Genomic DNA, 23979 nt, shown 5'->3' on the forward strand with positions numbered 1-23979 from the left:
CTGGGCCTTGCCAGATTTTGTATTGTTAAATAAAGACTCCATTAACTTTTTTGAGTGCTTCTTCTATATAATCAAAAGTTGAAAGTATCTCAGGCTTCCCATCCACTATGGCCACATCATGTTCAAAATGCGCAGAAGGCATTCCATCTGCCGTCACGATCGTCCATCCATCTGCTTTTTGCACGACGCGTCTTGTTCCCATATTGATCATTGGCTCAATTGCTAATACCAACCCCTCTTTTAAAAGAGGGCCTCGTCCTCGTTTTCCATAGTTTGGTACCTCTGGTGATTCATGCATCTTTTTCCCGAGCCCATGTCCTACCAGCTCGCGAACCACCCCATAGCCAAAACTCTCCGTATAGCTTTGGATGGCATAACTGATATCTCCCATTCGGTTGCCTGCTTTCATTTGCTCAATCCCCAGATAAAGGCTATCCTTGGTTACTTTGAGCAGCTGTTTCACCTCATGTGAAATTTCCCCCACGGCAAAAGTGTAGGCATGGTCTCCATAGAAACCATTTTTTAATGCGCCGCAATCCAAACCCACAATATCTCCTTCCTCAAGCGGTCGGTTTGTAGGCAGTCCGTGTACCACTTGCTCATTTACAGAAGTGATGATGGTATTGGGGTAATCATAGAGACCCAAAAATCCCGGTTCTGCACCATGATCCCTAATAAAGTTCTCGGCGAGTTTGTCCAGCTGAAGTGGCGTAATACCCGGCTTGATTTCTTCTGCCATCAGGCCAAGGGTTTTTGATACGATCAGGGCACTTTCCCTCATCAGTTCAATTTCTTCTCTGGACTTGTAATAAATCATCTATTTGTTGCGCTAAAGTGGCTGCAAAAGTAATGAAAACAAAAAACCCCCCGAACAATACGGGGGGCTTATCAATATTATGAATAAAGAAATTATCAGGACTTGGATACGCCTTCCAGAACTTCTTTGATGTTTACTCTTTGACCATCTTTATAAGAAACAATGAAAGCATCTTTCACTCCCATTTCTCTAAGGTACTTTTTGAAGGTATCGGCTTCCCAGTAATCACGGAAGATACCAAGGGTAAACTTGTTTAGTCCACTCTCAGTGTCCTGATTAAAGTTCTCCTGACCATCATACTTAGCCAAATCCTTTTTCGCAAATGCACCGATCTGTACTTTGAAAACCACTCCAACAGCATCATTAATTCGGCCACCCGTATCCATGGGCTTCGGCTGAGCTGCTGCTTTCTTGGCCTCTGACAATTGAGATCTCAATTCAGAGATTTGAGATTCATATTGTGCTATCTGATCGTCCTTATCCGCCAGTTTGTTATCAACGCCGGAGAGTTCGCTTTGAAGACTGCTTACCTGACCTTTCAAGGATTTGTTTTCTTCTACCAAATTCTTAAAATCCTCAGGCTCAGCCTTTTTGAGTCTTTTTTTCCACTCTTTCTTCTCTTTCTTAGACAACTTCTGAGCAGAAGCCTCAAATGCGAATGCTACACATAATACAAGGGCGGTTAGGAGTAGTATTCTTTTCATCTTTTAAACAATTGAATATTAATAATTTACACTTGTCCCACTAAAGTACAATAATAACTTTTAAAAAAGCAAGAATTCTATTTTTTGAGTGAGCCAATCATGTCCTCTGGTTTTACCCAGGCATCGAATTCGTCACTAGTCAAAAATCCAAGCTCTATGGCTGCTTTTCTTAGTGTTGTGCCTTCCTTGTGAGCCTTTTTGGCGATTTTGGCTGCTTTTTCATAACCGATGTGCGTATTAAGCGCAGTTACAAGCATTAGCGAATTTTCTAGCTTTTCTTTGATAACGGGATAGTTAGGCTCGATACCATACGCACAGTTATCGTTGAATGATTCACAGGCATCTCCGATCAATCGGGCAGAAGTCAATAAGTTGTAAACCATCATTGGCTTGAATACATTCAGTTCGAAATGACCATACATCCCTCCGGCAGAAACTGCCACATCGTTACCAATAACTTGTGCACAAACCATGGTAAGTGCCTCGCACTGAGTTGGGTTGACCTTTCCTGGCATGATAGAAGAACCCGGCTCATTTTCAGGAATGATGATTTCTCCTATTCCACTTCTTGGTCCTGAACATAACATTCTGATGTCGTTGCCGATCTTCATCAAGCTTACCGCCAATTGCTTTAATGCTCCATGCGTTTCAACAATGGCGTCATGGGCTGCCAAAGCTTCGAACTTATTCTTAGCAGTTACAAAAGGAAGCCCGGAATTGTCAGCTATTTTCTTGGCAACAAGTACGTCATATCCGGCTGGAGTGTTTAACCCTGTTCCTACGGCAGTGCCTCCCAATGCGAGTTCTGACAAATGCGAAAATGTATTTTCTAATGCCTTTAATCCATGATCAAGCTGGGCAACATAACCTGAAAACTCCTGACCAAGGCTTAAAGGTGTGGCATCCATGAAGTGAGTTCTTCCAATTTTTACCACATCCATGAAAGCTTCGGATTTAGCCTTAAGCGTATCTCTCAACTTTTTCACCTTTGGAATGGTGATATCCACTACCATTTGGTAACTGGCAATGTGCATCGCTGTTGGAAAGGTATCATTCGATGACTGTGATTTATTTACATCATCATTTGGATGGATAATTTTTTGATCGTCCGAAAGCTTTCCACCGTTGATGACGTGGGCTCGATTAGCCACGACCTCATTACAGTTCATATTTGACTGGGTACCACTGCCTGTTTGCCAAATAACTAATGGAAACTGATCATCAAGATCCCCTGCAAGTATCTCATCACAGACTTTCCCAATCAATTCACATTTTTCCTTTGTGAGTACACCAAGCTCATGGTTGGCTTCAGCTGCTGACTTCTTTAGAATGGCAAAAGCTCTTACCACTTCCATAGGCATTTGCATATTTGCTCCACCTATTTTGAAGTTGTCTCTTGATCTCTGAGTTTGTGCTCCCCAGTATTTGTCGGCAGGTACTTTTACCTCGCCCATTGTGTCGTGTTCTATTCTGTACTCCATGATTTTTGGCAATGGTTATTAATTGACCGCAATATAGCAACAGTACAAATTCCATCTCCTAAAAATGGCTAATTGAGGAAGATTTCATATCGAGCAACTCACTAGTTATAGTGACTCGTCCCTAGAGATAGCGAGCACGCATTTGCCTATTAGTAGCAATTGAGAATTTGAGTAGATAGAACTTTTTTTGCCTTATTTAGATTTGCTCTAAATAACAAGTTAAAAGAATTGCAAAATGAGGAATGGACTGATATTGGTTTGTGTTGTTTTTACGATTTTGTCCTGTGATGATAAAGGGGATAATCAAAGAGTGGATAACTTCGATAGAGGTCCAATGCTGACCAATATGGCAGAGAATATCATCATGCCGGCATACGCTGACTTTGCTACCAAAACGGGTGCTTTGACAGACTCAATAGATCTACTACTTGATACCGTAACGGCAGAAAACCTGGAAGCCACACAAGCAGCCTGGCTGGATGCAAAGCTTTCATGGAAATATGCCCAGATTTTCAACTTTGGTCCGGTAGATACGGAGCTGTTAGAAGCCAACATTGATTATTGGCCGACAAGTGGGGTAGGTATAGAGAATGAAATCATGGATTTTGATGGTTCCACCACTTACCTGGATCTTGTAGGAGCAAACAAAAAGGGACTGGTAGCTGTTGAATACATATTATTTCATGCGGATTCAACAACTGTGATCGGAGAATTAAAGGAGGGCAAGCGGTTATCTTATTTGTCTGCGGTATCAAAAGAGCTGGAAACCAATGCGGATTTGATATTGAGCTTGTGGAATGGCGGTTACAAGTCTTCATTTGTAGAAAACACAGGGAATGACGTTGGGTCGAGTGCCACCGCTTTGGCTAATGAATTGATCATGCTTGTTGAGAAGATCAAAAATTATAAAGTTGCTTTGCCAGCGGGCATAAGTACCGGGGGAATTCTATCTCCACAAAGTGTGGAATCTTATTACGCCAAGGAATCGATGGCTATGATCCTTAAAAACCTTGATGCGATTGAAGATGTATTCGCAGGCAAAGCTGGTCAGGGTTTTGATGATTATCTGGATACGCTGGCACTTGATAATGGTGTCGAAAAACTTTCTTCAAAAATTATAGCTCAAATTGAGAAATGTCGCACCACCGCAGAGTCAATTGACGGACCACTTCAGGATGCATTGGATGCTCAGTCAGCAACCATAGAGCAGCTATTCATCGATTTGCAAGGCCTGACTGTGCTGATGAAAACAGATATGATGTCCAGACTCGGCCTGATCGTCACCTTCAGCGATAACGACGGGGATTGAAACCCAATTGAATTTATTGTCCGGACGTTTCAGTTCTAAAGAAACGGTTCGAATTAATCTTCCTCGTATATCTCTTTAACCCTTCCTACCTCTCCGGTTTCAAGTAGTACCTTGATGCCATGAGGATGTGTAGCTGATTTGGTAAGGATCCTTTCTACAAATCCCCGAGTGAGTTCATCAGTACGCTGATTGTGTTTTTCTACAATATCGACCTCTAGTCCAATACTGATGTTTTTACGTTCGGTTCCCGAAAGGTTCATGTGTTATCTATCAAAGTTATAACCCAGCGTAAAATAGAAACTTCTTCCATCTGAAGGCAGGATACCCGGCCCTGGGTACCCGGCCGCTCTTCTGGTAAAGTATCTGGAATCAGTTAGGTTATTAACTCCTGCCTGAACATTGAAGCTTTTGCCCAAAACATATTTAGCTGAAAAGTCCATTACCTGGTAAGCGGGGATCAGTCCTTCCACTGCGCCTGGGACAGGGCCTGCTGCATTGGAGGCATCGGAATATTGCTTGGCAAATGAGGTAATCTGAAGGGTAGATGAAAATCTGGAGGCTTTGTAACTAATTCCGGATTTGACGCTATAAAGTGGAACAAGCTCCACCTGGTTGCCTTCAATGGCCGTCTCCTGTGAATGATGGTATTCAGATCCAATCACACCAATATTTAAGAAAATGGACAACTGGTCTTCGCGTTTCTGGAATCTATTAATTAGACTGAACAAATTAGCTTCCATAAATGCTTCCACTCCATAGGTGCGAGCATCGGCAATATTGGTGCGGTATCGATAAGTCCTGTCAACCAGATTGTTGAATCTCGGATCCGGTTCCCTTACGAGAATAGTACCTATTTTGTCATTGTAGTTGAGCCAAAAAACACTTACATCGAAATTGACCACGTTTTGCAGATTTCCTCTAACGCCTAGATCAAAGTTGTTTCCGAACTCATCTTTGATGTTTTCATCTACCTTCAGGGAAGGGTTGTTTACGCGGATATCATTGAAATTGATAGACCTGTAATTCTGAGAGAAGTTACCGTAGAATTCAACATCCTCGCTCATCTTATAGCTCACACCCACACCACCAAAAAGGAAGTCTCTTTTTCTCTCCAGCGTTTCAAGTATGGTCGTATCAAACAAAACATTCCCTGCGAGATCACTGGTGGTTTGTCGATAATAACCGTCAGCCTTTGTGTTGATGTACTCGTATCTTACGCCTGGAGTAATGCTGAGTTTTTCTGAGAGTGTAATGATGTTTTCTGCGAAAACGGCCATGTTGATTCCCGGAAGATCAAAATCTGAGCCCTCAAGCATATTCGGATTATTGTATCGAAAGCTGGGCTGGTCACCATTAGGTCCAAGTCCCTGTCTACGATGCGTAAATCCTTTGTAATACCTGGTTCCAATTAAAAAGGCCGATTGTTTTCCTCCAATCAGGTAATTGTAAATGAGCCTTGTTTCATTACCCCAGTTGGTAAATCGGTCAGCCAGCAAATCTCTTTCTTCATTAATGTCGTCCGGGCGGTCAATTCTTCCAAGGTTACCCAGGGCCTCTTTATTACCAACCAGTGAGAAGGTTCGGCTATTCAATTTGAGGTTCGGCCCAAAACTATAATCCATGTGCAGGGTCAGAAGATTCCATCCCACCTGGAACCAGTTGCGATCCCGAATGGATTGTTTGGCATCTTGTTCAAAAAGCTGTTCGGTTAGTCCTCCCGGTTGCCGGGCCAGGTAATTCATCCGAGTGTATTCAATTCCCGCCTTGAAGGCATCGCTGAAATCGTAATGAATATCAACGTAGGAGGTGACAGAATTGAAATCCGTATTGCATCGCCAGCAATTACCTACTGCCGTACGGTTGAAAAAGAAATAGCTCAGCTTACCTTGTGTACCCCCGGCATCCACGTAGCTATTATAAAAACCAAGGGTGTTATAAGTCTGCTCAGTTGAGATTTCGAGCACTTTATCGTCCGGTGCCTGTTTGATTTTGAAGTTAACAAGCCCTCCGAATTGGGTTCCATATTGAAGGGATGCGGCACCACGTACCAACTCTACTTTTTCAACGGCCTGAATAGGTGGGGTATAATAACTTTCAGGGTAGCCTAATGCATCTGCAGAAATGTCAAAGCCATTCTGGCGGGTATTGAAGTTGGCGTTTCGATTGGGACTCAGGCCACGTGTAGCTACGCCAATCTGTAGGCCCGCACAATCACTTTCCCAGATATTGGCACCGGGAATTTTGGCAAAAATTTGGCGAGTGTTGTTCGCCGCTTTGTTCGCAACCATGTCCTCCAGGACAATGACCTCTGTCTTCTTGGCTTCATAGATTCCGGTACCGTCGATGGCCTTCAGCCTGGTGATACCAAAGGAGTTGTCCTTCTGTCCTTTGACAACAACCTCATCAAGCTCCGTTTCCAACAACTTCATGTCAATCTTTATCGAGGTATTTCCATCGACAAATACTTTTTTGGTTAGGGTTTGATAACCCTCCATGAACACGGTAAGCGAATGGTTTCCCTTAGATACATTTTTAAATAAAAACTCACCGTTAGCATCGGCCTCTTCGAATCGGTCGCTTTGATCCAATATCAAAGTGGCTCTTTCTGAAGCATTCTTTTCAGTATTTACACTACCGCTTAATTGGTACTGGGCAAATGCAAGGTTTGACAGCATCAATAAAAACAGGGCGCTATAATATTTAAATGCTTTCATTGATTTGGATAAGGTAAGATCCATGATTTATTAGCCCAGCTTTCTTTTTGTGCTGCGAGGTTGACAGAATTATCGATAAAGGGTTGACTCATTTTTCCATTAAGGGTCACATAGCCTTCTGCGGTTACCGTAGGGTTTTGAATGCCTAGGGAGGTGTATTCTTCCTCCAGAAAATGAGCAAATTGGAGAATCATATCTGGTTGTGTACTCATTTCACGCTCCTGAAAAGGAGTTAGAAAATCACGATTGTTGACCAGGAAGTTTTTGTTGCTTGCTTTATCCCTGACAGAGAAAGTGACATTCCCCAATTTCTCCATGAGCATGACTCTCCATGAAAACCGGTAGCCTTGTTCATGCCAAAACAGATGATCCGGGTAGGCCAGGTATCTGAACGGGAATGCCAATTGAATCAGACAATAGGTTCCAAGGGCAAACCCAATAAGTCTGTAAGGTCGGTTGCCGGTTTGATAACCATACTGTCTGCCAACATTTAGAAGATTTTCAAAGAAACTAATCACTTGTTCATGAAACGCCGACGAAAAGAATATCAGCGTAGAAAGGATCATAATGTACGGGAACATTCCGATAGGGAACAGTATAGCTGTAGTGACGTGAAATATGACCACCATGAGGAAGGCGAATGGCCTCGTTTTTCTTCCTAAGAGTAGGAAAGGGATACAGAGGTCGTAAAGGGCGCCACACCAGCTAAAGAAATAGGCGGCCGCTTCATATTTTAAATATGGCCCAAGGATGGGCAAATGCGATTTTGCCGGAAGCCAGATCTTAAGCGGCATCGCCTCCAGTAACCAGTCCGGGTTGATTTTGGCGAGACCCGCATAAAAGTAGACCACACAAAGTTGAAACTTTATAATGTTGATCGTCCAGGCAGAGACTTCATGAGAAGCAATTCCTTTAAACAATTTGCAATCAAAGGAGAATCTCGAATTCGCAGGAAGCCAAATCATTAGAAATGCGATAAGACTGACGAAGTAGTAATGGTTAAGGTAGGTGGTCTTATCGATGAGCTCGATGTAGGTAAACGTCAGGAAAAATCCTATAATAGCGATTCGGTAAAATAGCCCAACGGCAACCATCAGGGCCAGAATGATCAGGGCGCCAAACAGCCAGTACATTCCTGTTCCCGGCAAGGCTTTTACCCACTCAAAACCGTAATAAGTAAAATGAAATTTTGGGAGAATATAGAATTCTTCGATCCATCCCTTAGCCCAAAAACGCACTCCTCCCAGGGCCATCATAAAGCCAAAAAGCACCCTGAAAAAAATCAAGGGTGCTACTGGGATCTTTTGCGATATGAGCTTTTCAAAAAGCACGGATCAATTAGTCAAATTATAAAGTGTCAGCAATTGAAGCCAAATCAGGGTATGCTGTAGTTAATGTTGACTTGGCACTGGCAAGGCTTTCTGCATCTACCTCCCAGAAGTTTCCATCTGTTCCGAAATCAACGGTTAGGATAGTGTTGATTTCAGTAGCTGATATCTGTGCATTTGGGATGTACTTAAGAGCGTTGATAAATCCATAGCCTTCAGAAAGGTGGTGGAACATGTTACCCTGATCCTGAGCATTAAGATCAGTAAGCGCGCTGTTGATATAATGGATACCTGTAGCAGCAGCTACCAATTCCAGCCCCTCTGCAATCACGTCGATCTGAGCCATTTTCGTTTCATGGTCATTCGCCACGATCGCTGCACGGCCTGTGATATATGCAGTCATGATTTTATCAGCTACTCCAAGGTCGGCATCACGGCTTTCAGTATACTCAGCCCAAAATCTATCTTCACTTTCTTCAAGCACCGGACTGCCTTGTGGGAAATCTACAGGTACACCCCAATAACCGAATGCTTCATCCCAGTGATGCTCCATGGTGGTGTAATTTTTACCGTCAACGATGACAGTGTTATCGACATCCGCACCGATTTTTGTTTCAGTAAGGTATGAGTTGAAGATTTGGTTGTAGATCAATGCGCCCATGAGGCCTTTTTCTACCATTTGAGTGAACTCCCAGCCTTTAGCATTTACGTTAATGTAAGCCTGGCTTGAAACCCTTAGCATTTGACCTCCAGTGCCGATGGATGCATCCACAGTAGTTTTGCTAACTGCTTCAGCTTCTTCGAAAAGGTTTTTATAGAAAGTAACATCAGCAGCAGAAGTCTTATCTTCGATTTGTTTGCCTGATGTATTCAAAGCCTCATCAGAAAAAGGGTTTCCTGTATTCGAGAACATGTTCAAAAGAACGGCAGCATCTAGTTGCTGACCAGAGTCTCCTGTTTTCAAATAAGCTTTGATCTCAGCCAGCATATCCAATCTGGCAGTTTGTCCTGAAAATGAAACAGATGACGAACCATCACGCTCAAAGGTGTAAGTTGAAGGGATATCGTATTTTACATCTTCCTTTTCATCGCAGCTCGTAAATAATGATGCTGAAATGGCGCAGACTATAAGTAGCTTGTTTGGAAATGTGAATTGCATGTATGTCTATTAGTTTTATTTAGAATAATTCTTAATAGTGCAAAATTGTATGCAACCTTCACCTCCAACAATACCTATGTATAGTCAAAATTTTCACTATAAGTAGTGATTCACATTTGCGACTCTCAGGATTTAGAAAAGAAATCCCAAATCACGATTCCCATGCTTACTGATATGTTCAAAGAATGCTTGGTGCCAAACTGAGGGATCTCTATTACCAGGTCAGAGTTGCTCACAACCTCGTCGTTGACTCCAAAAACCTCATTTCCAAAGATGAAGGCATACTTTTTATGAGGATCAGGACGGAACTGATCTAGCTTGGTACTCTTGTCAGCTTGTTCCACACTGGCAATCACATATCCCTTTTGACTTAGTTCCTTGATTAATGCGTGAACATCTTTTTGATATTCCCAGTCTACAGATTCTGTTGCACCGAGCGCTGTTTTGTTGATTTCTCGATGAGGGGGGGTGGCGGTGATACCACACAGAAAGATTTTTTCGACCCGAAATGCATCTGCCGTTCGAAATGCGCTACCAACGTTGTTCATGCTTCTAATGTCATCCAGAACGATACATAGATTGGATTTTTCTGCAGACTTATACTCTTCTTCTGATATTCTGTTAAGCTCTTCGTTTTTTAGTTTTCTCATGCCCTGTGCATTCCTTAATATTGTCGACGAAAAATATTTTCAAAACTACCACCATTTTCAAGGATGTCGAAAATCACCAAGGGCTCAGAAACCCCATTGATGAAGCAGTACAATGCTATCAAATCTCGTTATCCGGGGGCATTACTTTTATTTAGAGTCGGCGACTTTTATGAAACCTTTGGTGAGGATGCTGTCAAAGCCAGCAAGGTATTGGATATTGTCCTGACTAAACGGGCTAATGGTTCGGCATCACACATCGAGTTGGCGGGGTTTCCCCATCACTCACTGGACACCTACCTTCCTAAGCTTGTTCGAGCTGGCAATCGTGTGGCGATATGCGATCAGCTGGAGGACCCAAAATCTGTGAAGGGCATCGTTAAACGAGGCGTCACAGAGCTTGTTACTCCCGGCCTTTCGCTAAATGACAACGTGCTGGAGCAAAAGCGAAACAACTTTTTGGCGGCTTTGCATTATCATGACGATAGTATGGGTGTCGCTTTTCTCGACCTATCCACCGGTGAGTTTATGGTATCTCAGGGATCGGAGGCCTACGTTGATAAGTTGATCCAGGGTTTTCAACCTTCAGAGATCATTTATTCAAAAGCTAAAAGAAAGGACTTTGAGGCCCGGGTTCCGAATGCTCAGAGTAATTATTCTCTTGAGGACTGGATATTCACACTTGATTACGGATACGAGAAGCTCATTCGCCATTTTCAAACCTCCAACCTGAAAGGTTTTGGGATTGAGGACTTGAAGGATGCCATTATCGCCGCAGGGGCGATCTTGTTTTACCTCGAAGAAACGGAGCACAAGGAAGTTGGTCACATTGGCCAGATCTCGCGTATTGATGAACAACAATATGTTTGGCTGGACAAGTTTACCATTAGAAACCTGGAGCTGATACAACCGGCCCTGTCTGATGGTACTGCGCTGATTGATATTCTTGATCAAACAGAAACGGCCATGGGAGCCCGGCAACTTAGGAAATGGATGGTGTTGCCGTTAAAGGATCAGTCAAAAATTAATACAAGGCTTGATGCAGTTGAAGCATTGGTAGCTGAAGCCGAGATAAGAGAGTCAACCCGTGAGCATCTAAAACAGATCTCGGACGTTGAGCGGCTCGCATCCAAAATATCGACAGGAAGGGTCAATCCCCGTGAGTTGTTACTCTTGAAGAAAAGCCTGAGTCAGATAGCTCTGGTTAAGAAACAGCTTGTCAGCGAATCGGTCTTTGCCCCATACGTGGATGTGCTGAATCCATGCGAAGAGCTGGTTAAGAGAATTTCTGAAACGCTGAAAGATGAAGTTCCTCTTAATACCAATCAGGGAAATGTCATTCGAGACGGGGTAGACGATCAATTGGACGAATACCGGAGCATAGCGTTTTCAGGAAAGGATTTTCTTAAGGGCATTCAGGAGCGTGAAATGGAGCGAACGGGGATTGCTTCTTTGAAAATTGCTTATAACAAGGTTTTCGGATATTACCTCGAGGTGACCAATGCCCACAAGGATAAGGTTCCCCAGGAATGGATTCGTAAACAGACCCTGGTGAATGCAGAAAGATATATTACCGAAGAGCTCAAAGTGTATGAAGAAAAAATCCTGAAAGCAGAAAGCGAGATTTTCGGCATTGAAAACAGGTTATACCTTGACCTTGTTTCCTTTGCGTCCAATTACATTGAAGTAATCCAGCAAAATGCCCGGGCCATTGCTTCTTTGGACTGTCTGGCTTCATTCGCTCAGCTAGCAGCTCAAAACAATTATATTAAACCTCATATTCATGAGGACCCGGTCCTCGATATCAAGCAGGGGCGTCATCCGGTGATTGAACAAAACATGCCTCCCGAGGAGGAGTACATCCCTAATGATGTTTTTCTGGATACCGAAAGCCAGCAGATCATGATCATTACTGGTCCTAATATGGCGGGTAAGTCAGCCCTGTTAAGGCAAACGGCTTTGATTGCACTCATGTCACAGATGGGCAGTTTTGTTCCTGCAGGATATGCTAAGGTGGGACTGATCGATAAAGTATTCACGAGAGTAGGGGCCTCTGATAATTTGAGTAGAGGAGAGTCAACGTTTATGGTGGAGATGACGGAGACTGCCAGTATCCTCAACAACCTTAGCGACCGATCGCTTGTATTGATGGATGAAATTGGTCGCGGAACGAGCACTTATGATGGGATATCCATAGCCTGGTCTATTGTCGAGTACCTACACAATCATCCCAGCTTCAAAGCGAAGACACTTTTTGCCACGCATTACCACGAGTTGAATGAGCTGGCAAAAGATTTACCTCGAGTGAAGAATTATAATGTGTCGGTGAAGGAGCTTGAAAACAAAGTGATTTTCCTGAGAAAACTACAAGAAGGGGGAAGTGAACACAGCTTTGGCATTCATGTGGCTCAAATGGCAGGAATGCCAAATCAGGTAGTCATAAGGGCTAATACTATTCTGAAACAGCTTGAATCAGATAAGCTTTCCGAAAAGGATAAAGAAAAATTGGCGGAGTTACCAAGTTCGCAGTTTCAACTCAATCTGTTTGAGTCGGACCCTAGATTCGAAAAATTACTTCAAGTTCTCAGGGAAGCGGATATCAACACCATTTCACCAGTTGAAGCCTTACTTAAGCTCAACGAAATGAAGGAGTTGCTGAGTGCAAAATGAATGTCAGGAAGCCAAAACAGACATGGCGCACATATCAAGTCGGTCCTGATAGAATCTAATAAGTGATTCTAACACTTCAAGATTACGCTCGTAATTTCTGATACCTGCTGCATGGTGTTTCACCATTTGATTGTAAACCTTGTTCACGCATTCAAGTGCAGTCAAAATCTCGTCTTTGGTTAAGTCATCGGCGATCATCTCATGATCCTCAATGACAGCTCTACTGGTTGTGGTCATTGCTGGTTAAACAATTTATTTGTTCTAAAATACATAATGAAATCAATAAATTGATGAAAATATCACAAATTTTCATCAATTATGTTTGATACATCACATTTAAGATTGCTGGTTCTTAAAATGGGAGGAAAAGATGAGGGACCTCATGACTGATAAGCCCCATCGTCTTGGTATTTAAAAGGTTGGTTGATGATATCTTGTGCCCTTGATCAACCGGCCTGACGCCCGGAGTTAAGGATGTTAGTACGATGAACGTGAATAATACCCTCGATCAATTTGATATTTTTTGTATGCCGGCTGTAGCGGCTTTTCAGGATATCATCATTTTGGTGTCTTTTCAGATGAGACAGAACCTTCTCGGCACATTCAATTGCCAGGAGATTTTCATCAAATGAGAGACGATCAGACATAGTTTCAATGTCATTTAGGTTGTTGGTTAGTACACTGGTGTTCATATAGCTGTTGGTAGTTGGTTGTTTATAACTTGGTTGTTTATAACGCTGTTTTTATGGTTTCTGAAATAAAAATTGGTTTTTTTATGATTTTCAATTGAAAGATAATGTAAATGTGATAAAAACACAATAAAATAATGACGTAAAATTGACGTTTTAATAATGAGAGTGATTATTTATGACAATACCGTAATGAAATTGAATAAATCTAATATTCATTGAATTTTGCTTTTGCGAAGGCTACACATTACTACCCCTTGTAATAACTCCCGACGCGTAGCGTTTTATCTTAAGTAGCTGCAGACATAACCATCTGATGATCTTTTCGTAAAGTATGCTGTACTCATTTTTAGGGAGTGCCATTTTAGATTAAAACCCGTCTATGATTTCCCTTTCCAATATTTACAAATCCTATCAAACCGGTCAATCCACTCTTCAGGTACTAAAGGGTATAGACCTGGAAATAGCCCAAGGAGAAATGGTGGCTATCATGGGTTCATCGGGCTCCGGAAAATCTACCTTGCTGAACATTCTCGGAATTTTGGACGAAGCTGATCAGGGAAAATATGTTTTGGACAATACCTTGATTGAAAATCTTAGTGAACGGAAAGCAGCGCTCTATAGGAACAGGTTTTTAGGATTCATCTTTCAATCCTTTAATCTTATCAATTACAAGACAGCGCTGGAGAACGTAGCTATGCCATTGTATTATCAGGGGCTTCCGCGGAAGGAACGTATAGAGAAAGCTAACTATTACCTGGAAAAGGTCGGTCTCGCCGATTGGGCAACACACTTGCCTGGAGAACTTTCCGGAGGTCAAAAGCAGCGGGTGGCCATAGCTCGGGCATTGGCGGCTGACCCTAAGGTATTACTTGCGGATGAACCTACAGGAGCTTTAGATTCGGCCACTTCTTATGAGGTCATGGAGCTTGTTCGGAAAATTAATGAGGAAGGGAAAACCATACTGATCGTAACTCACGAGAATGACATCGCTCAAATGTGTAAGCGGCTGGTTCATCTTAAGGATGGGGTGATAATTGAAGACAAGCTAGTGCAAAGCCAATCACCCAAAGAATATGTTTGATCGGGACCGCTGGGAAGAGATTTTTCAAACGATAGCCAAAAACAGGTTGCGTACTTTTCTATCGGGCTTCACTGTTGCGTTGGGTATCTTCATTTTTGTCATATTATTCGGATTGGGAAATGGGTTGAAAAATACCTTTCAGGAGTTCTTTTTGGACGATGCCACCAATATTATAAGGCTATACCCAGGAAATACTAGCAAACCTTATAAGGGATACAAAACAGGACGTAATATCCAATTCACCAATGAGGATGTCGAGGCAATAGAGAAGGCGTTTCCGCAGTATGTCGATTACCTGACGGTCAGGATTTATAGAAATGGTGAGGTGAGATACGGTACTCACTCTAACTCCTATTCAGTAAGAGGGACCAGTCCCGAACATCTTTTTGCCGAGAATACTATCATAATGAAGGGGCGTTACCTGAACTATAGTGACATAGCTAACGCTGAAAAGCATGCGGTGATTGGGAGACTCGTGGAGAAAGATCTTTTTGAAGAGGAAGATGCAATAGGAAAGTATATAAGAATTCGCGGTAGCACATTCAAGGTCATTGGAGTATTTCAAGATCAGGCGGGTGATAATGAGGAGAGGAATATCTATGCCCCTTATTCTACAGTGCAATTGCTAGATGGCGGTCATGAATATGTGGATCAGATCATCGTCGCGTTTAAACCGACCCTAAGTTATGGGACCGTGTTAATGTTTGCTGAAGAACTGAACAAGTATATGCGCGAGCGACTAATTATTCATCCTGATGATAATGGTGGCATCTACTTACGAAATGTGGCCAAGGATTATCAGCAAAACCAGCAGTTTGCCACTGTGCTCCAGATCATCGTGAGTTTTGTTGGACTGGGAACCCTTATTGCTGGGATTATTGGCATTAGTAATATCATGGTATTTGTCATCAAAGAAAGAACTAAGGAGCTGGGCATCAGAAAGGCCTTGGGAGCCACTCCGTCTTCCATCATCGGAATGGTACTTCAGGAGTCCATTCTCATCACAATTGTCTCAGGCTACTTAGGATTGATGGCAGGTGTTGGGGTGCTCAGTTGGGTCGGGGATACCCTGAAACCTTATTTCATTCGTAACCCTGAGATTGATTTGGGAACGGCACTGGGGGCCACCATCATATTGATTATTTGCGGAGGGATTGCTGGGTATATCCCAGCACGAAGGGCGGCGAAAATAAAACCAATTGTGGCGTTAAGGGACGAATGAGGATAGTTAAGATCATATTGAGTCAGGATACCTGGTCGGAGATTTTGGGGTCTATTCGAAAGAATAAAGTCCGTACCCTCATTACTATTGTGGGCGTTCTTTGGGGCATCTTCATTTACATCGCCCTTTCCGGTTCAGCAAGGGGTCTTTATAATGGTTTTCAAAAGGAGTTTGAGTCGATCAGTGTCAATAGTTTTTTTATTTGGTCCAATCGAACGAGTGTACCATATGCGGGATATAAGATTGGGCGTCGTGTAATTCTGAATTTGGAGGACGTTGTTGCCATTAAAAAACGCGTACCGGAAGTTGAACATATAGCTCCACGCATCAGAAATGGAAACTGGGGAAAGCCACCCGCTAGGGTAATCAAAGGATCCAAAACTGGTACGTATTCCGTTTATGGGGATTTCCCATCTGTATCTCGAATAAGCGTTATTAAAATTTACGATGAAGGAAGGTTCATCAACCAACGTGATATAGAGCAATCCAGAAAAGTATGTGTGATTGGCGAAAGAACTCAAGCTGAGCTTTTTGAGAAAGGCGTCAAACCAGTCGGTGACTACATACGAATTGATGGAATCTACTTTCAGGTTATAGGAGTACATGAGTATTCCGAAGAAGGTGGATTTTCAAGTGATAGTGATATTTTCATCCCATTTTCAACCTATCAAAAACTCTATAATACCGGAAACCGGGTCGACTGGTTTGCCATTTCTGCGCATGCTGATGCTGATATTGTTGAGGTGGAGCAACATGTTAAAACGGTGTTGAAAGACCTGCATGATGTATCGCCAACGGATGAGCGTGCCATTGAATCTTTTAACCTCGGCCAGATGTTTGAACGGATCACCGGTTTTTCAAAAGGGATGACTTTCGTATCACTGGTGGTTGGGTTTGCCACGATTCTGGCAGGGGTGATTGGTATTGGCAACATCTTACTTATATCTGTTAAAGAGCGGACCAAGGAACTGGGAATCCGTCGTGCACTTGGGGCTACTCCAGGTGAGATTAGGAGCCTAATATTGCTTGAATCAGTTTTCCTGACGCTTATATCCGGAATAATGGGAATTATCCTGGGAGCATTGACCCTGGCAGCTGTAAATAATGCCACCCAGGGAATTGATTTTCCATATTACAATCCTACGGTTCCGATTTTATGGGTGGGCGGGGCATTATTGATCATGGTGGTGTTAGGCTCGTTGATTGGATTGTTGCCAGCTCAGAGAGCACTAAGCATAAAACCAATAGAAGCTTTAAGAGAAGAATAAAGACTGAATAAATGACAAAAAAGATCATTATTTACCTGGGTGTTATTTTGCTAATTTCCGGAGCGGGTTATGCCGGATATTATTTCATATCGACCAACAATAAACCGGTAGAACCCTTTGAAACCTCAACACCATTTATAGCCACAATAGAGAAAAAATCCGTGGCCACCGGCAAGGTTATTCCGGAGGATGAAGTGGAGATCAAGCCCAATCTGTCGGGTATTATAGACAAAGTCTTTTTGGAAGAGGGTCAGCAGGTGAAAGCTGGCGACCTCATCGCTCTCATCAAAGTAGTGCCTAATGAAGCGTCGATCAACCAGGCTAAAGGCCGGGTAAGCTCTGCTCAAATCGTACTGAAAAATGCAAAAACGGAATATGAAAGGAATCTTGCGCTATATGAGAAGGGTGTGATCGCGGATCAGGCCTTTAGAAATGCTGAACTAAATTATCTACAGGCCGAACAGGAGTTGAAAAATGCTCAGAGCGATCTTCAGATCATTGTGAAAGGTACGGCTGGAGGAGGTACAGCCAATACTCAAATCAGATCGACAGTGGACGGGACCATATTGGAAATCCCCGTGAAGGCGGGAGATCAGGTTATTGAGAGCAATAACTTCAATGAAGGGACCTCGATTGCTACAGTGGCGAATTTGGATCGGATGATTTTTGAAGGTCAGGTAGATGAGTCGGAAGTTGGTAAACTAAAGCCTGGAATGGCATTGGAGGTAAGCTTAGCTGCAATTTCAGATGAGACTTTCGAAGCAAAATTAAAGTTCATTGCTCCAAAAGGGACAGAGCAGGAAGGGACCGTGCAGTTCAAGATCAAGGCGGATGTGGATTTGAAAGAAGAATTTTTCATCCGGGCAGGATATAGTGCTAATGCATCAATGATTACCGGGCGAAAGGATAGTGTTTTGTCCGTGAAGGAAGCCTGGCTACAGTACGATAAAAAAACCGATGAACCATTTGTAGAAATTGAGACAGGAGAGCAACAATTTGAAAGGAGGAATGTCAAATTGGGCCTTTCAGATGGATTGAATGTGGAAGTGATTGGAGGTGTCAAGGAGACTGATAAAATCAAAATCTGGAATAAGACTGTCGCTGAGAAGATTAAAAACATCGAGTACGACTAAAATGAATAGGATGCGTATTTCAAAAATTACTTTTCTAATCCTGACCCTGATTTCAGTACAATCAGTTTTGGCCCAGGGTAAGAGATGGACATTGCGTGAATGCATAGATTATGCTTTGGAGAATAATATTTCTATACAGCAAAGCAAGCTCGATGAAGAGAGTGCACAACTGGATCAATTAAGAGCAAGAGGGAATTTTCTTCCGGGAGTAAATGCAAGCGCCAGACATTCATGGAATGTTGGGCTCACCGAAAACGTGACGACCGGAACGCTCCAGAACATAACCACTCAAAACTCCTCGATGGGTGTTTCGGCAGGGGTTGATTTATTTACCGGATTGCGAAATTTGAACACTTTGCACCGCTCTAATTTATCAGTGCTTGCCAATCATTACCAGATTGGGGCGATGAAGGATGACATTTCCCTATTCGTGGCTAATTCTTACTTGCAGATCCTTTTTAATGTTGAAACACTCAAAGTGCTTCAACTTCAGTCGGAGGTAAATCAAAAGGAGATCGTCAGGACGCAGGAGCTCATTGCTCTTGGTCAACTACCCCAGGGGGAAATATATCAGCTCGAGGCAATAGCTGCCAGCCTGAATCAACAAATGATTGTGGCTGAAAATAACCTTAGGCTGTCTAAAATTTCTCTTGCTCAGACGTTACTTCTGGAGGACTATTACAATTTTGATATTGTCGTAGAGGAGATGGAATTGCCTGATTCAGAGGTCATGCAAATGAAGGCCTCAGAGATCTATGAGGCCGCCTTGAAAAATCGGAATGATGTTAAAGCCTCATTGACTAATATCGATATTGCTCAAAAGGAGTATAAAATTGCTACGGGTGGGAGACTGCCAACATTGAGTGCTTTTTACCAGTTCAGTACTGGTGCAACAAGTATCATAGATATTTCCTACGGGGAGCAATTCAGATCCAACCGTGGGCATATTTTTGGATTGAGTCTGAGTGTTCCAATATTTAATCGATTTGCCAATGATGTGAATATTGAGAAAAGTAAAGTGTTTTTAGAGAAGGCAAAATTGAATCTAATGAGCACAAAAATTGACCTGGAAAATCAGGTTCATCAGGCTTATTATGATGCAAGAGGTGCCTTCGTTGCTTTTGAGGCCGCTCAAACGACTGTTGAGGCGCGTGAAGCAGCCACTGATTATGCGCGTGAACGTTTTGAAGCAGGAGTGATCAATTCTTTTGATTTCACGCAGGTAAAACAAGATCAGACTACTTCCGAATCTGACCTGATCCGGTCAAAATATGATTATATCTTTAAGCTGAAGGTCCTGGAGTTTTATTTTGGACTTCCGGTGCATAACCTAAATGATTAGAAGTTAGTCTGCCTATTTAATCCCCGTTTTGTAGATAATCTCCCCTTTAAAAGAGACCACTTGCAGATAAATGGAATCAGCCGTCATGGAGGCAATAGTGAAAGCAGATTCCGAGGCCGCGAAAACCGTTTCAGGGATACTTGGTGCCGCCGAGACTTTTGAGCCTGTACCTGATGTGATGTAATGTGTAGGCCCTTCAGCTTTTGCATGATGAATCACGTGTTCGTGGCCGTTGAAGTAAATGTTTACACCATTGGAATCAAAGTGAGAAGTCAGGTGATTTCGGATCGAAAGCATTTCATCGGTCCGTGAATCTCCAGAATAAATGGGGTGATGGCCAACAGCAATTTTCCAGTTTTTCGTTTCATCAGAAAAAAGGGAATCCATCCATTGGATGCGGTAGGTAGTGTCTTGTAAAATAACCTTGTCTTTAAGTTTCCCCTCCGAGTAATACGGATCGATAAATGGGTTCGTGTCGAGGAAAACGATCCGCATGAAAGTGCCATTTTTCTCAAAATCCTTGTAGTAGTAATTGGACGGTAATGTCCATCGTCCACTGAGATCAGAATAATCTATCTGAGCCTGAATGCTTCCATGGTAATCATGGTTGCCCAATGTCATATACCAGAGACAATTCAACCCATTTGCGCTCGAATATATATTTTCAAATGACGAAGTCCAATGGGCGTCAGAAGTGCTGGTAACGCCATCCGGATAAAAATTATCACCTGTTCCGACAATGAAGTCAGGAGGAAGTACCGTGCTGACAGTGTCCATCATGTGGGCCATTTCGGATTGGCCATCAAGTCCGTTTCGTCCAAAATCTCCAAAGACATAAAAATGGATGGCGTCATTGAGAACGATCAGGTCTGCTGGGGGTGCATATATTGGATTTTCGGGGAGGGTGTCTTCAGGCATTGTGTCGCCTATTTGTATCGAGTCGCCATGGTCCAATGAATCAGGCATCAGGTTGGTGTCATCGACTTCCATCTGTGTATCTTGCTTACAGCTGAGGAAGAGGGCCGTAAGGATAATCAATGGACCTAAAAAGCGAGTCATATTGTTTTGGTTATCAGGACAGAATGAAGTTAGTAAAAAAGAATGTCAAATTATTTTTGTCGTGTATTGTGAATTTGATTCATTCAATTAAATTTGCAGTCCTTTTGAACGAAGAAGGATCAAGCGAGAGTAGCTCAGCTGGTAGAGCACGACCTTGCCAAGGTCGGGGTCGCGGGTTCGAATCCCGTCTCCCGCTCAAGATTGAGCCGTCCCGATAGCTATCGGGACGGCCTTTTTTTATATAGACTACAAAGTAGTCTGCTGCCTCGGTGGTGGAATTGGTAGACACGCAGGACTTAAAATCCTGTGACCCTTAAAGGTCGTGCGGGTTCAAGTCCCGCCCGAGGTACTTAAAGCCTGATAATCGCTTGATTATCAGGCTTTTTTGTTTATTGGGTGACAGAATGGGTGACAGATTATTTTATGTTTAAATACCAGAACTATTTTATTTTGTAATGAACGTTTAATTTTAGCAAAAAAGAGCTAGCCGCCATAAATATGTCTGAACTGAACGATTTAACGGAAGTAAGATTTCACTTTGCTTCTTTAAAATTCACTCCCTATCAAGATAAAGCTACCAATAGCAACCAAATATTAAGAGACATCCTTAACTTCATTAGAGCGGAAAAAAATGAAAAACGTGGGGTGTTGATCAATCGCCATGAAACAAGGGATTCAGAACCACCTAGAGAACTCTTTGTTAAAGTGTGAGATTCCACCCAAGAGAGCAACGGATATCATGTTCAATAGCGTTGTTAAGAGCAGGGAAAATGCCTAAAATAAAGCCAAAAGATAAACTGCAGCTTGTTCCATTCGATAGTACAATTGGTTCAATTGCTGAAGAGACCCATTTTTTTATAGACTATTCGAATCACTACGCCGTTTTATGCGTCGAGTATAATTATCATGGGCCCAGAATCTCTGATATCGAATACTACTTCAGAAATATCGCCAGATACAAGCTTAAGCTTTCTAAAAAGACCGAAGTTGCTTTTTACATGGATGCAGCGTTAGATACGGCCTTAAATGATTTGGAAAATGTATTGAACATTGATGTCAAGGTTAAGCCTAAAAAATTGGCGCAGGTAGATACGGATATAGTGGGGAGTTATTTTACTGGGATTTCGACTCTTGGCCAAAAACTTCAGCCGAAGTTCGTAAAATTGGAAATGATGTACCAGACTGCGGGATCTTCCAAAATGACCAATGGAAATACGGAAGCGAAAAAGATGGTTAAGAATATCATGAGACGGTTCAAAGCCAAGCCTTATAATATTGATGGCTTTGAAAACTTTGTTGTGAAATACGAGGATAAAGACGGTGCTGAACAGGTATTTAATCTTTTGAAGGGCAAAAAAGAATTGATATTACAGGTTGATTTAAAAAAGATTCAAAGCTTGGGAGACTGGTATGAGCTAATTGAAGAACAGTTTACTGAGACCTTAGCAGTATTATGAATCGCGCGCTAGATTTCTATTTTTTGCGACCAGTGCTTACGGATTATCTATTGATGGGGCTAGTATGTTCAGCAATTTATTATTTGGTATGTACGGGTATTCTAATTATTCCAGATCCCAAATATGTTTTACCAATTAGGTCAGATTTGACAATGGTCAGCTTAACTTCAGCGGGGTTTATTCTGACATTGCTAACAGTTTTTATAACTTTTAAATCTGGCGTAAAGCGTTACTCAAAGAATGACGAAGGAGAAATAATAAATCTTTTTGATGCCTTCTTTTCGACTAATTTATATTTTGAGACAGTACGCCATTTCAAGAACTGCATTAAGTCGCTGGTATTATTGGCAATTCTAGGATATGGGCTTAAAATTGGGTTTCAAGAATCACGTTATGAGGTGATTTATTTTTATAATATTCTAGCTTTAGGGATTATAATTCTCACTCTTTGGAGGTCCATGCTTATTCTTAGTAAGATTTTACACCTTCAAAAGGACGAGATTCACGATGGAGCTGAAAAGAATTGAATCTCAAACTTTGATAGATTAGATGCCAACTGTGTTATTGTTGACACCTCATGCAACAAATGAGAGGTATTTGCTATTTTCGTATGAAACCTAACTGCCTAACCATGAGAAAGTACTTTTTGCCATTATTGGCATGTATCATTTTCGTCGCTTGTGATTCTATTCAAAAATCAGAAGGAGAAAAACAGGAAACGAAAGCCTACTCTCAACAAGGAAATGTTTTCATATTATATCCAGACAGTACAATTAAACAATTGACATTTTCTGGAAATGACATTTCTCCAATCTATTTAGAAGGCAGGAACAGTGTTGTATTTGTTAGAAGCAAACAGGGAGATCAATCAATCATTGTTGTTAATGATTCCACTTTATCAGAAGGAGTATTAGTACAGAATGTAAGGGGCCTAAAATCGATAGATGCATCAATGGATCAAAATTGGGTTTTATTTTCAGACTCAGCGAATTTAAAATCCGTGGATATTAGTACTTCTTCGAATAAGGATTTTGGTCAAGTAACAGATTACATATTGGTTAAGGAAAGTCAATACGCAGACCATTTAATCATTTTGAATATCATTCAGGATAAGGAGACAAGAGGGCTTGAATTCAAATTAAAGGATATTGATGGGAGCACCAAAAAGGAATTCAGCGATGCAGGAAATCTCAAGTCTTTTGTTAATCAGAATATTCCCTCAGTGTATTCAGAGCTTGAAGATAAGTTAATGATCACCCAAAGGAAACTTGCCTATTTGGACTCAATACATATAAGTAAACTAAGATTAAATGAGTTGGACATTCAACTTGCTAAAGCTGAAACGGATTTGTTAAAAGCCAAGAAGAGGCTAAGCAAAATTTATGAGTTTCAAATTGGACGAAGCTATTCTGAAAAGGAGAGGCAAATTAATGATCAGAATAAACTAATTGACTTCAAGACACAAGTCCTTGAGGAAGTCAGATTGAAACATAATACTGAAAGAAAAACATACTTTGATCTGGAGCGACGACTTAATAGCCTTTAAAAAAAAGGGGGCTAGGCCCCTTTTTATCTAATCATACATACTCTTAAATTGCTGTTTGGTTTTCAGCAAATCCTTGCATTGGTAGTTTTCAATTACAGTCTTTAATCCTATCTTCTCATGATCTTGCATGCGCTTTTCACAGAATGGATAAAGGACAGATCGGTCTTTTAAAAAATCCTTCAAATAACGTTCCTTGTTCGTTTAATTAGGATTTTTTTATCTAAAAGACTGATTAACAGAAATCCGATCAAAAAGCCGCCTAACCTACATTTTGAAGGCTTCCATGAATATATATCACTATTTTCATAAAAATTTGTGATATTTGGCAGAATTATAAAGGACTTTGGCAG

At 41.9% G+C, this 23979-nt stretch carries 20 protein-coding genes and 2 tRNA genes; 11 read left to right on the forward strand and 11 right to left on the reverse strand.

Going from position 1 to position 23979, the window contains the following annotated elements:
* Window positions 1-25: 25 nt before the first annotated feature.
* The 3 genes from map to fumC all read right to left on the reverse strand — a co-directional run bounded on the left by map (window position 26) and on the right by fumC (window position 3002).
* The gene (map, locus tag NXR94_RS02760) at window positions 26-817 is read right to left on the reverse strand and encodes a type I methionyl aminopeptidase (protein WP_258103043.1); all 792 of its coding nucleotides are present in this window, start codon (window positions 815-817) and stop codon (window positions 26-28) included.
* A gap of 95 nt (window positions 818-912) precedes the next feature.
* On the reverse strand, window positions 913-1521 hold the full coding sequence (locus NXR94_RS02765; RefSeq protein ID WP_258103044.1) for an Ezrin/radixin/moesin family protein: 609 nt from the start codon (window positions 1519-1521) through the stop codon (window positions 913-915).
* 77 nt (window positions 1522-1598) lie between these two features.
* Complete coding sequence (gene fumC, locus NXR94_RS02770; protein WP_258103045.1) at window positions 1599-3002, reverse strand: class II fumarate hydratase; 1404 nt, start codon at window positions 3000-3002, stop codon at window positions 1599-1601.
* 235 nt (window positions 3003-3237) lie between these two features.
* Here fumC and NXR94_RS02775 point away from each other — a divergent pair, with 235 nt between their 5' ends.
* Window positions 3238-4311 (forward strand): imelysin family protein, encoded by a 1074-nt coding sequence (locus NXR94_RS02775; protein WP_258103046.1) that lies wholly within the window; start codon window positions 3238-3240, stop codon window positions 4309-4311.
* Window positions 4312-4364: 53 nt separating this feature from the next.
* On the opposite strand, the gene NXR94_RS02780 is transcribed toward NXR94_RS02775, so the two are convergent.
* The 5 genes from NXR94_RS02780 to NXR94_RS02800 all read right to left on the reverse strand — a co-directional run bounded on the left by NXR94_RS02780 (window position 4365) and on the right by NXR94_RS02800 (window position 10162).
* The gene (locus NXR94_RS02780) at window positions 4365-4571 is read right to left on the reverse strand and encodes a YwbE family protein (protein WP_258103047.1); all 207 of its coding nucleotides are present in this window, start codon (window positions 4569-4571) and stop codon (window positions 4365-4367) included.
* 3 nt (window positions 4572-4574) lie between these two features.
* Window positions 4575-7025: a TonB-dependent receptor domain-containing protein gene (locus NXR94_RS02785; RefSeq protein WP_258103048.1), complete on the reverse strand. Its 2451-nt coding sequence runs from the start codon at window positions 7023-7025 to the stop codon at window positions 4575-4577.
* On the reverse strand, window positions 7022-8356 hold the full coding sequence (locus tag NXR94_RS02790) for an HTTM domain-containing protein (RefSeq protein WP_374987990.1): 1335 nt from the start codon (window positions 8354-8356) through the stop codon (window positions 7022-7024). The genes NXR94_RS02785 and NXR94_RS02790 overlap by 4 nt, the downstream gene beginning before the upstream one ends.
* Window positions 8357-8372: 16 nt before the next feature.
* Window positions 8373-9512 (reverse strand): DUF4856 domain-containing protein, encoded by a 1140-nt coding sequence (locus tag NXR94_RS02795; protein ID WP_258103050.1) that lies wholly within the window; start codon window positions 9510-9512, stop codon window positions 8373-8375.
* A gap of 125 nt (window positions 9513-9637) precedes the next feature.
* Window positions 9638-10162: an RNA methyltransferase gene (locus NXR94_RS02800; RefSeq protein WP_258103051.1), complete on the reverse strand. Its 525-nt coding sequence runs from the start codon at window positions 10160-10162 to the stop codon at window positions 9638-9640.
* A 63-nt stretch (window positions 10163-10225) separates the two neighbouring features.
* Here NXR94_RS02800 and mutS point away from each other — a divergent pair, with 63 nt between their 5' ends.
* The gene (gene mutS / locus NXR94_RS02805; protein WP_258103052.1) at window positions 10226-12829 is read left to right on the forward strand and encodes a DNA mismatch repair protein MutS; all 2604 of its coding nucleotides are present in this window, start codon (window positions 10226-10228) and stop codon (window positions 12827-12829) included.
* A gap of 3 nt (window positions 12830-12832) precedes the next feature.
* On the opposite strand, the gene NXR94_RS02810 is transcribed toward mutS, so the two are convergent.
* Together NXR94_RS02810 and NXR94_RS02815 are read right to left on the reverse strand one after the other, a co-directional pair.
* On the reverse strand, window positions 12833-13066 hold the full coding sequence (locus NXR94_RS02810) for a hypothetical protein (RefSeq protein ID WP_258103053.1): 234 nt from the start codon (window positions 13064-13066) through the stop codon (window positions 12833-12835).
* A gap of 209 nt (window positions 13067-13275) precedes the next feature.
* The gene (locus NXR94_RS02815; protein WP_258103054.1) at window positions 13276-13521 is read right to left on the reverse strand and encodes a hypothetical protein; all 246 of its coding nucleotides are present in this window, start codon (window positions 13519-13521) and stop codon (window positions 13276-13278) included.
* Between the two features lie 379 nt (window positions 13522-13900).
* Between NXR94_RS02815 and NXR94_RS02820 the strand changes: the two genes are divergently transcribed.
* The 5 genes from NXR94_RS02820 to NXR94_RS02840 are packed head-to-tail and all read left to right on the forward strand — an operon-like array spanning window position 13901 to window position 19567.
* On the forward strand, window positions 13901-14602 hold the full coding sequence (locus NXR94_RS02820; RefSeq protein ID WP_258103055.1) for an ABC transporter ATP-binding protein: 702 nt from the start codon (window positions 13901-13903) through the stop codon (window positions 14600-14602).
* Window positions 14595-15824, forward strand: coding sequence for an ABC transporter permease (locus tag NXR94_RS02825; RefSeq protein ID WP_258103056.1), 1230 nt, complete (start codon window positions 14595-14597; stop codon window positions 15822-15824). The genes NXR94_RS02820 and NXR94_RS02825 overlap by 8 nt, the downstream gene beginning before the upstream one ends.
* Entirely contained in the window at window positions 15821-17092 is a 1272-nt protein-coding gene (locus NXR94_RS02830; protein WP_258103057.1) for an ABC transporter permease, read from the forward strand. The genes NXR94_RS02825 and NXR94_RS02830 overlap by 4 nt, the downstream gene beginning before the upstream one ends.
* Before the next feature lie 11 nt (window positions 17093-17103).
* A complete protein-coding gene (locus NXR94_RS02835; RefSeq protein ID WP_258103058.1) occupies window positions 17104-18225 on the forward strand; it encodes an efflux RND transporter periplasmic adaptor subunit in 1122 nt (373 codons plus the stop codon).
* A 10-nt stretch (window positions 18226-18235) separates the two neighbouring features.
* A complete protein-coding gene (locus tag NXR94_RS02840; protein WP_258103059.1) occupies window positions 18236-19567 on the forward strand; it encodes a TolC family protein in 1332 nt (443 codons plus the stop codon).
* A 12-nt stretch (window positions 19568-19579) separates the two neighbouring features.
* Here the strand turns inward: NXR94_RS02840 and NXR94_RS02845 are convergent, their stop codons facing one another.
* Entirely contained in the window at window positions 19580-20626 is a 1047-nt protein-coding gene (locus tag NXR94_RS02845) for a metallophosphoesterase (RefSeq protein ID WP_258103060.1), read from the reverse strand.
* A 123-nt stretch (window positions 20627-20749) separates the two neighbouring features.
* On the opposite strand from NXR94_RS02845, the gene NXR94_RS02850 reads away from it, so the two are divergent.
* From NXR94_RS02850 to NXR94_RS02865, 4 genes are all read left to right on the forward strand, one after another.
* Window positions 20750-20822 (forward strand) — tRNA-Gly (locus tag NXR94_RS02850).
* A gap of 67 nt (window positions 20823-20889) precedes the next feature.
* A tRNA-Leu gene (locus NXR94_RS02855) sits at window positions 20890-20975 on the forward strand.
* A 421-nt stretch (window positions 20976-21396) separates the two neighbouring features.
* Window positions 21397-22083: a hypothetical protein gene (locus tag NXR94_RS02860; protein ID WP_258103061.1), complete on the forward strand. Its 687-nt coding sequence runs from the start codon at window positions 21397-21399 to the stop codon at window positions 22081-22083.
* A 631-nt stretch (window positions 22084-22714) separates the two neighbouring features.
* Window positions 22715-23629 carry a hypothetical protein gene (locus NXR94_RS02865; protein WP_258103062.1) on the forward strand — a complete coding sequence of 305 codons (915 nt, stop codon included), beginning with the start codon at window positions 22715-22717 and terminating at the stop codon, window positions 23627-23629.
* The last annotated feature ends 350 nt before the right edge of the window (window positions 23630-23979 follow it).

The sequence above is a fragment of the Marinoscillum sp. MHG1-6 genome, from assembly GCF_024714475.1.
In the GTDB taxonomy this organism is placed as follows: Bacteria; Bacteroidota; Bacteroidia; order Cytophagales; family Cyclobacteriaceae; genus JAMZMI01.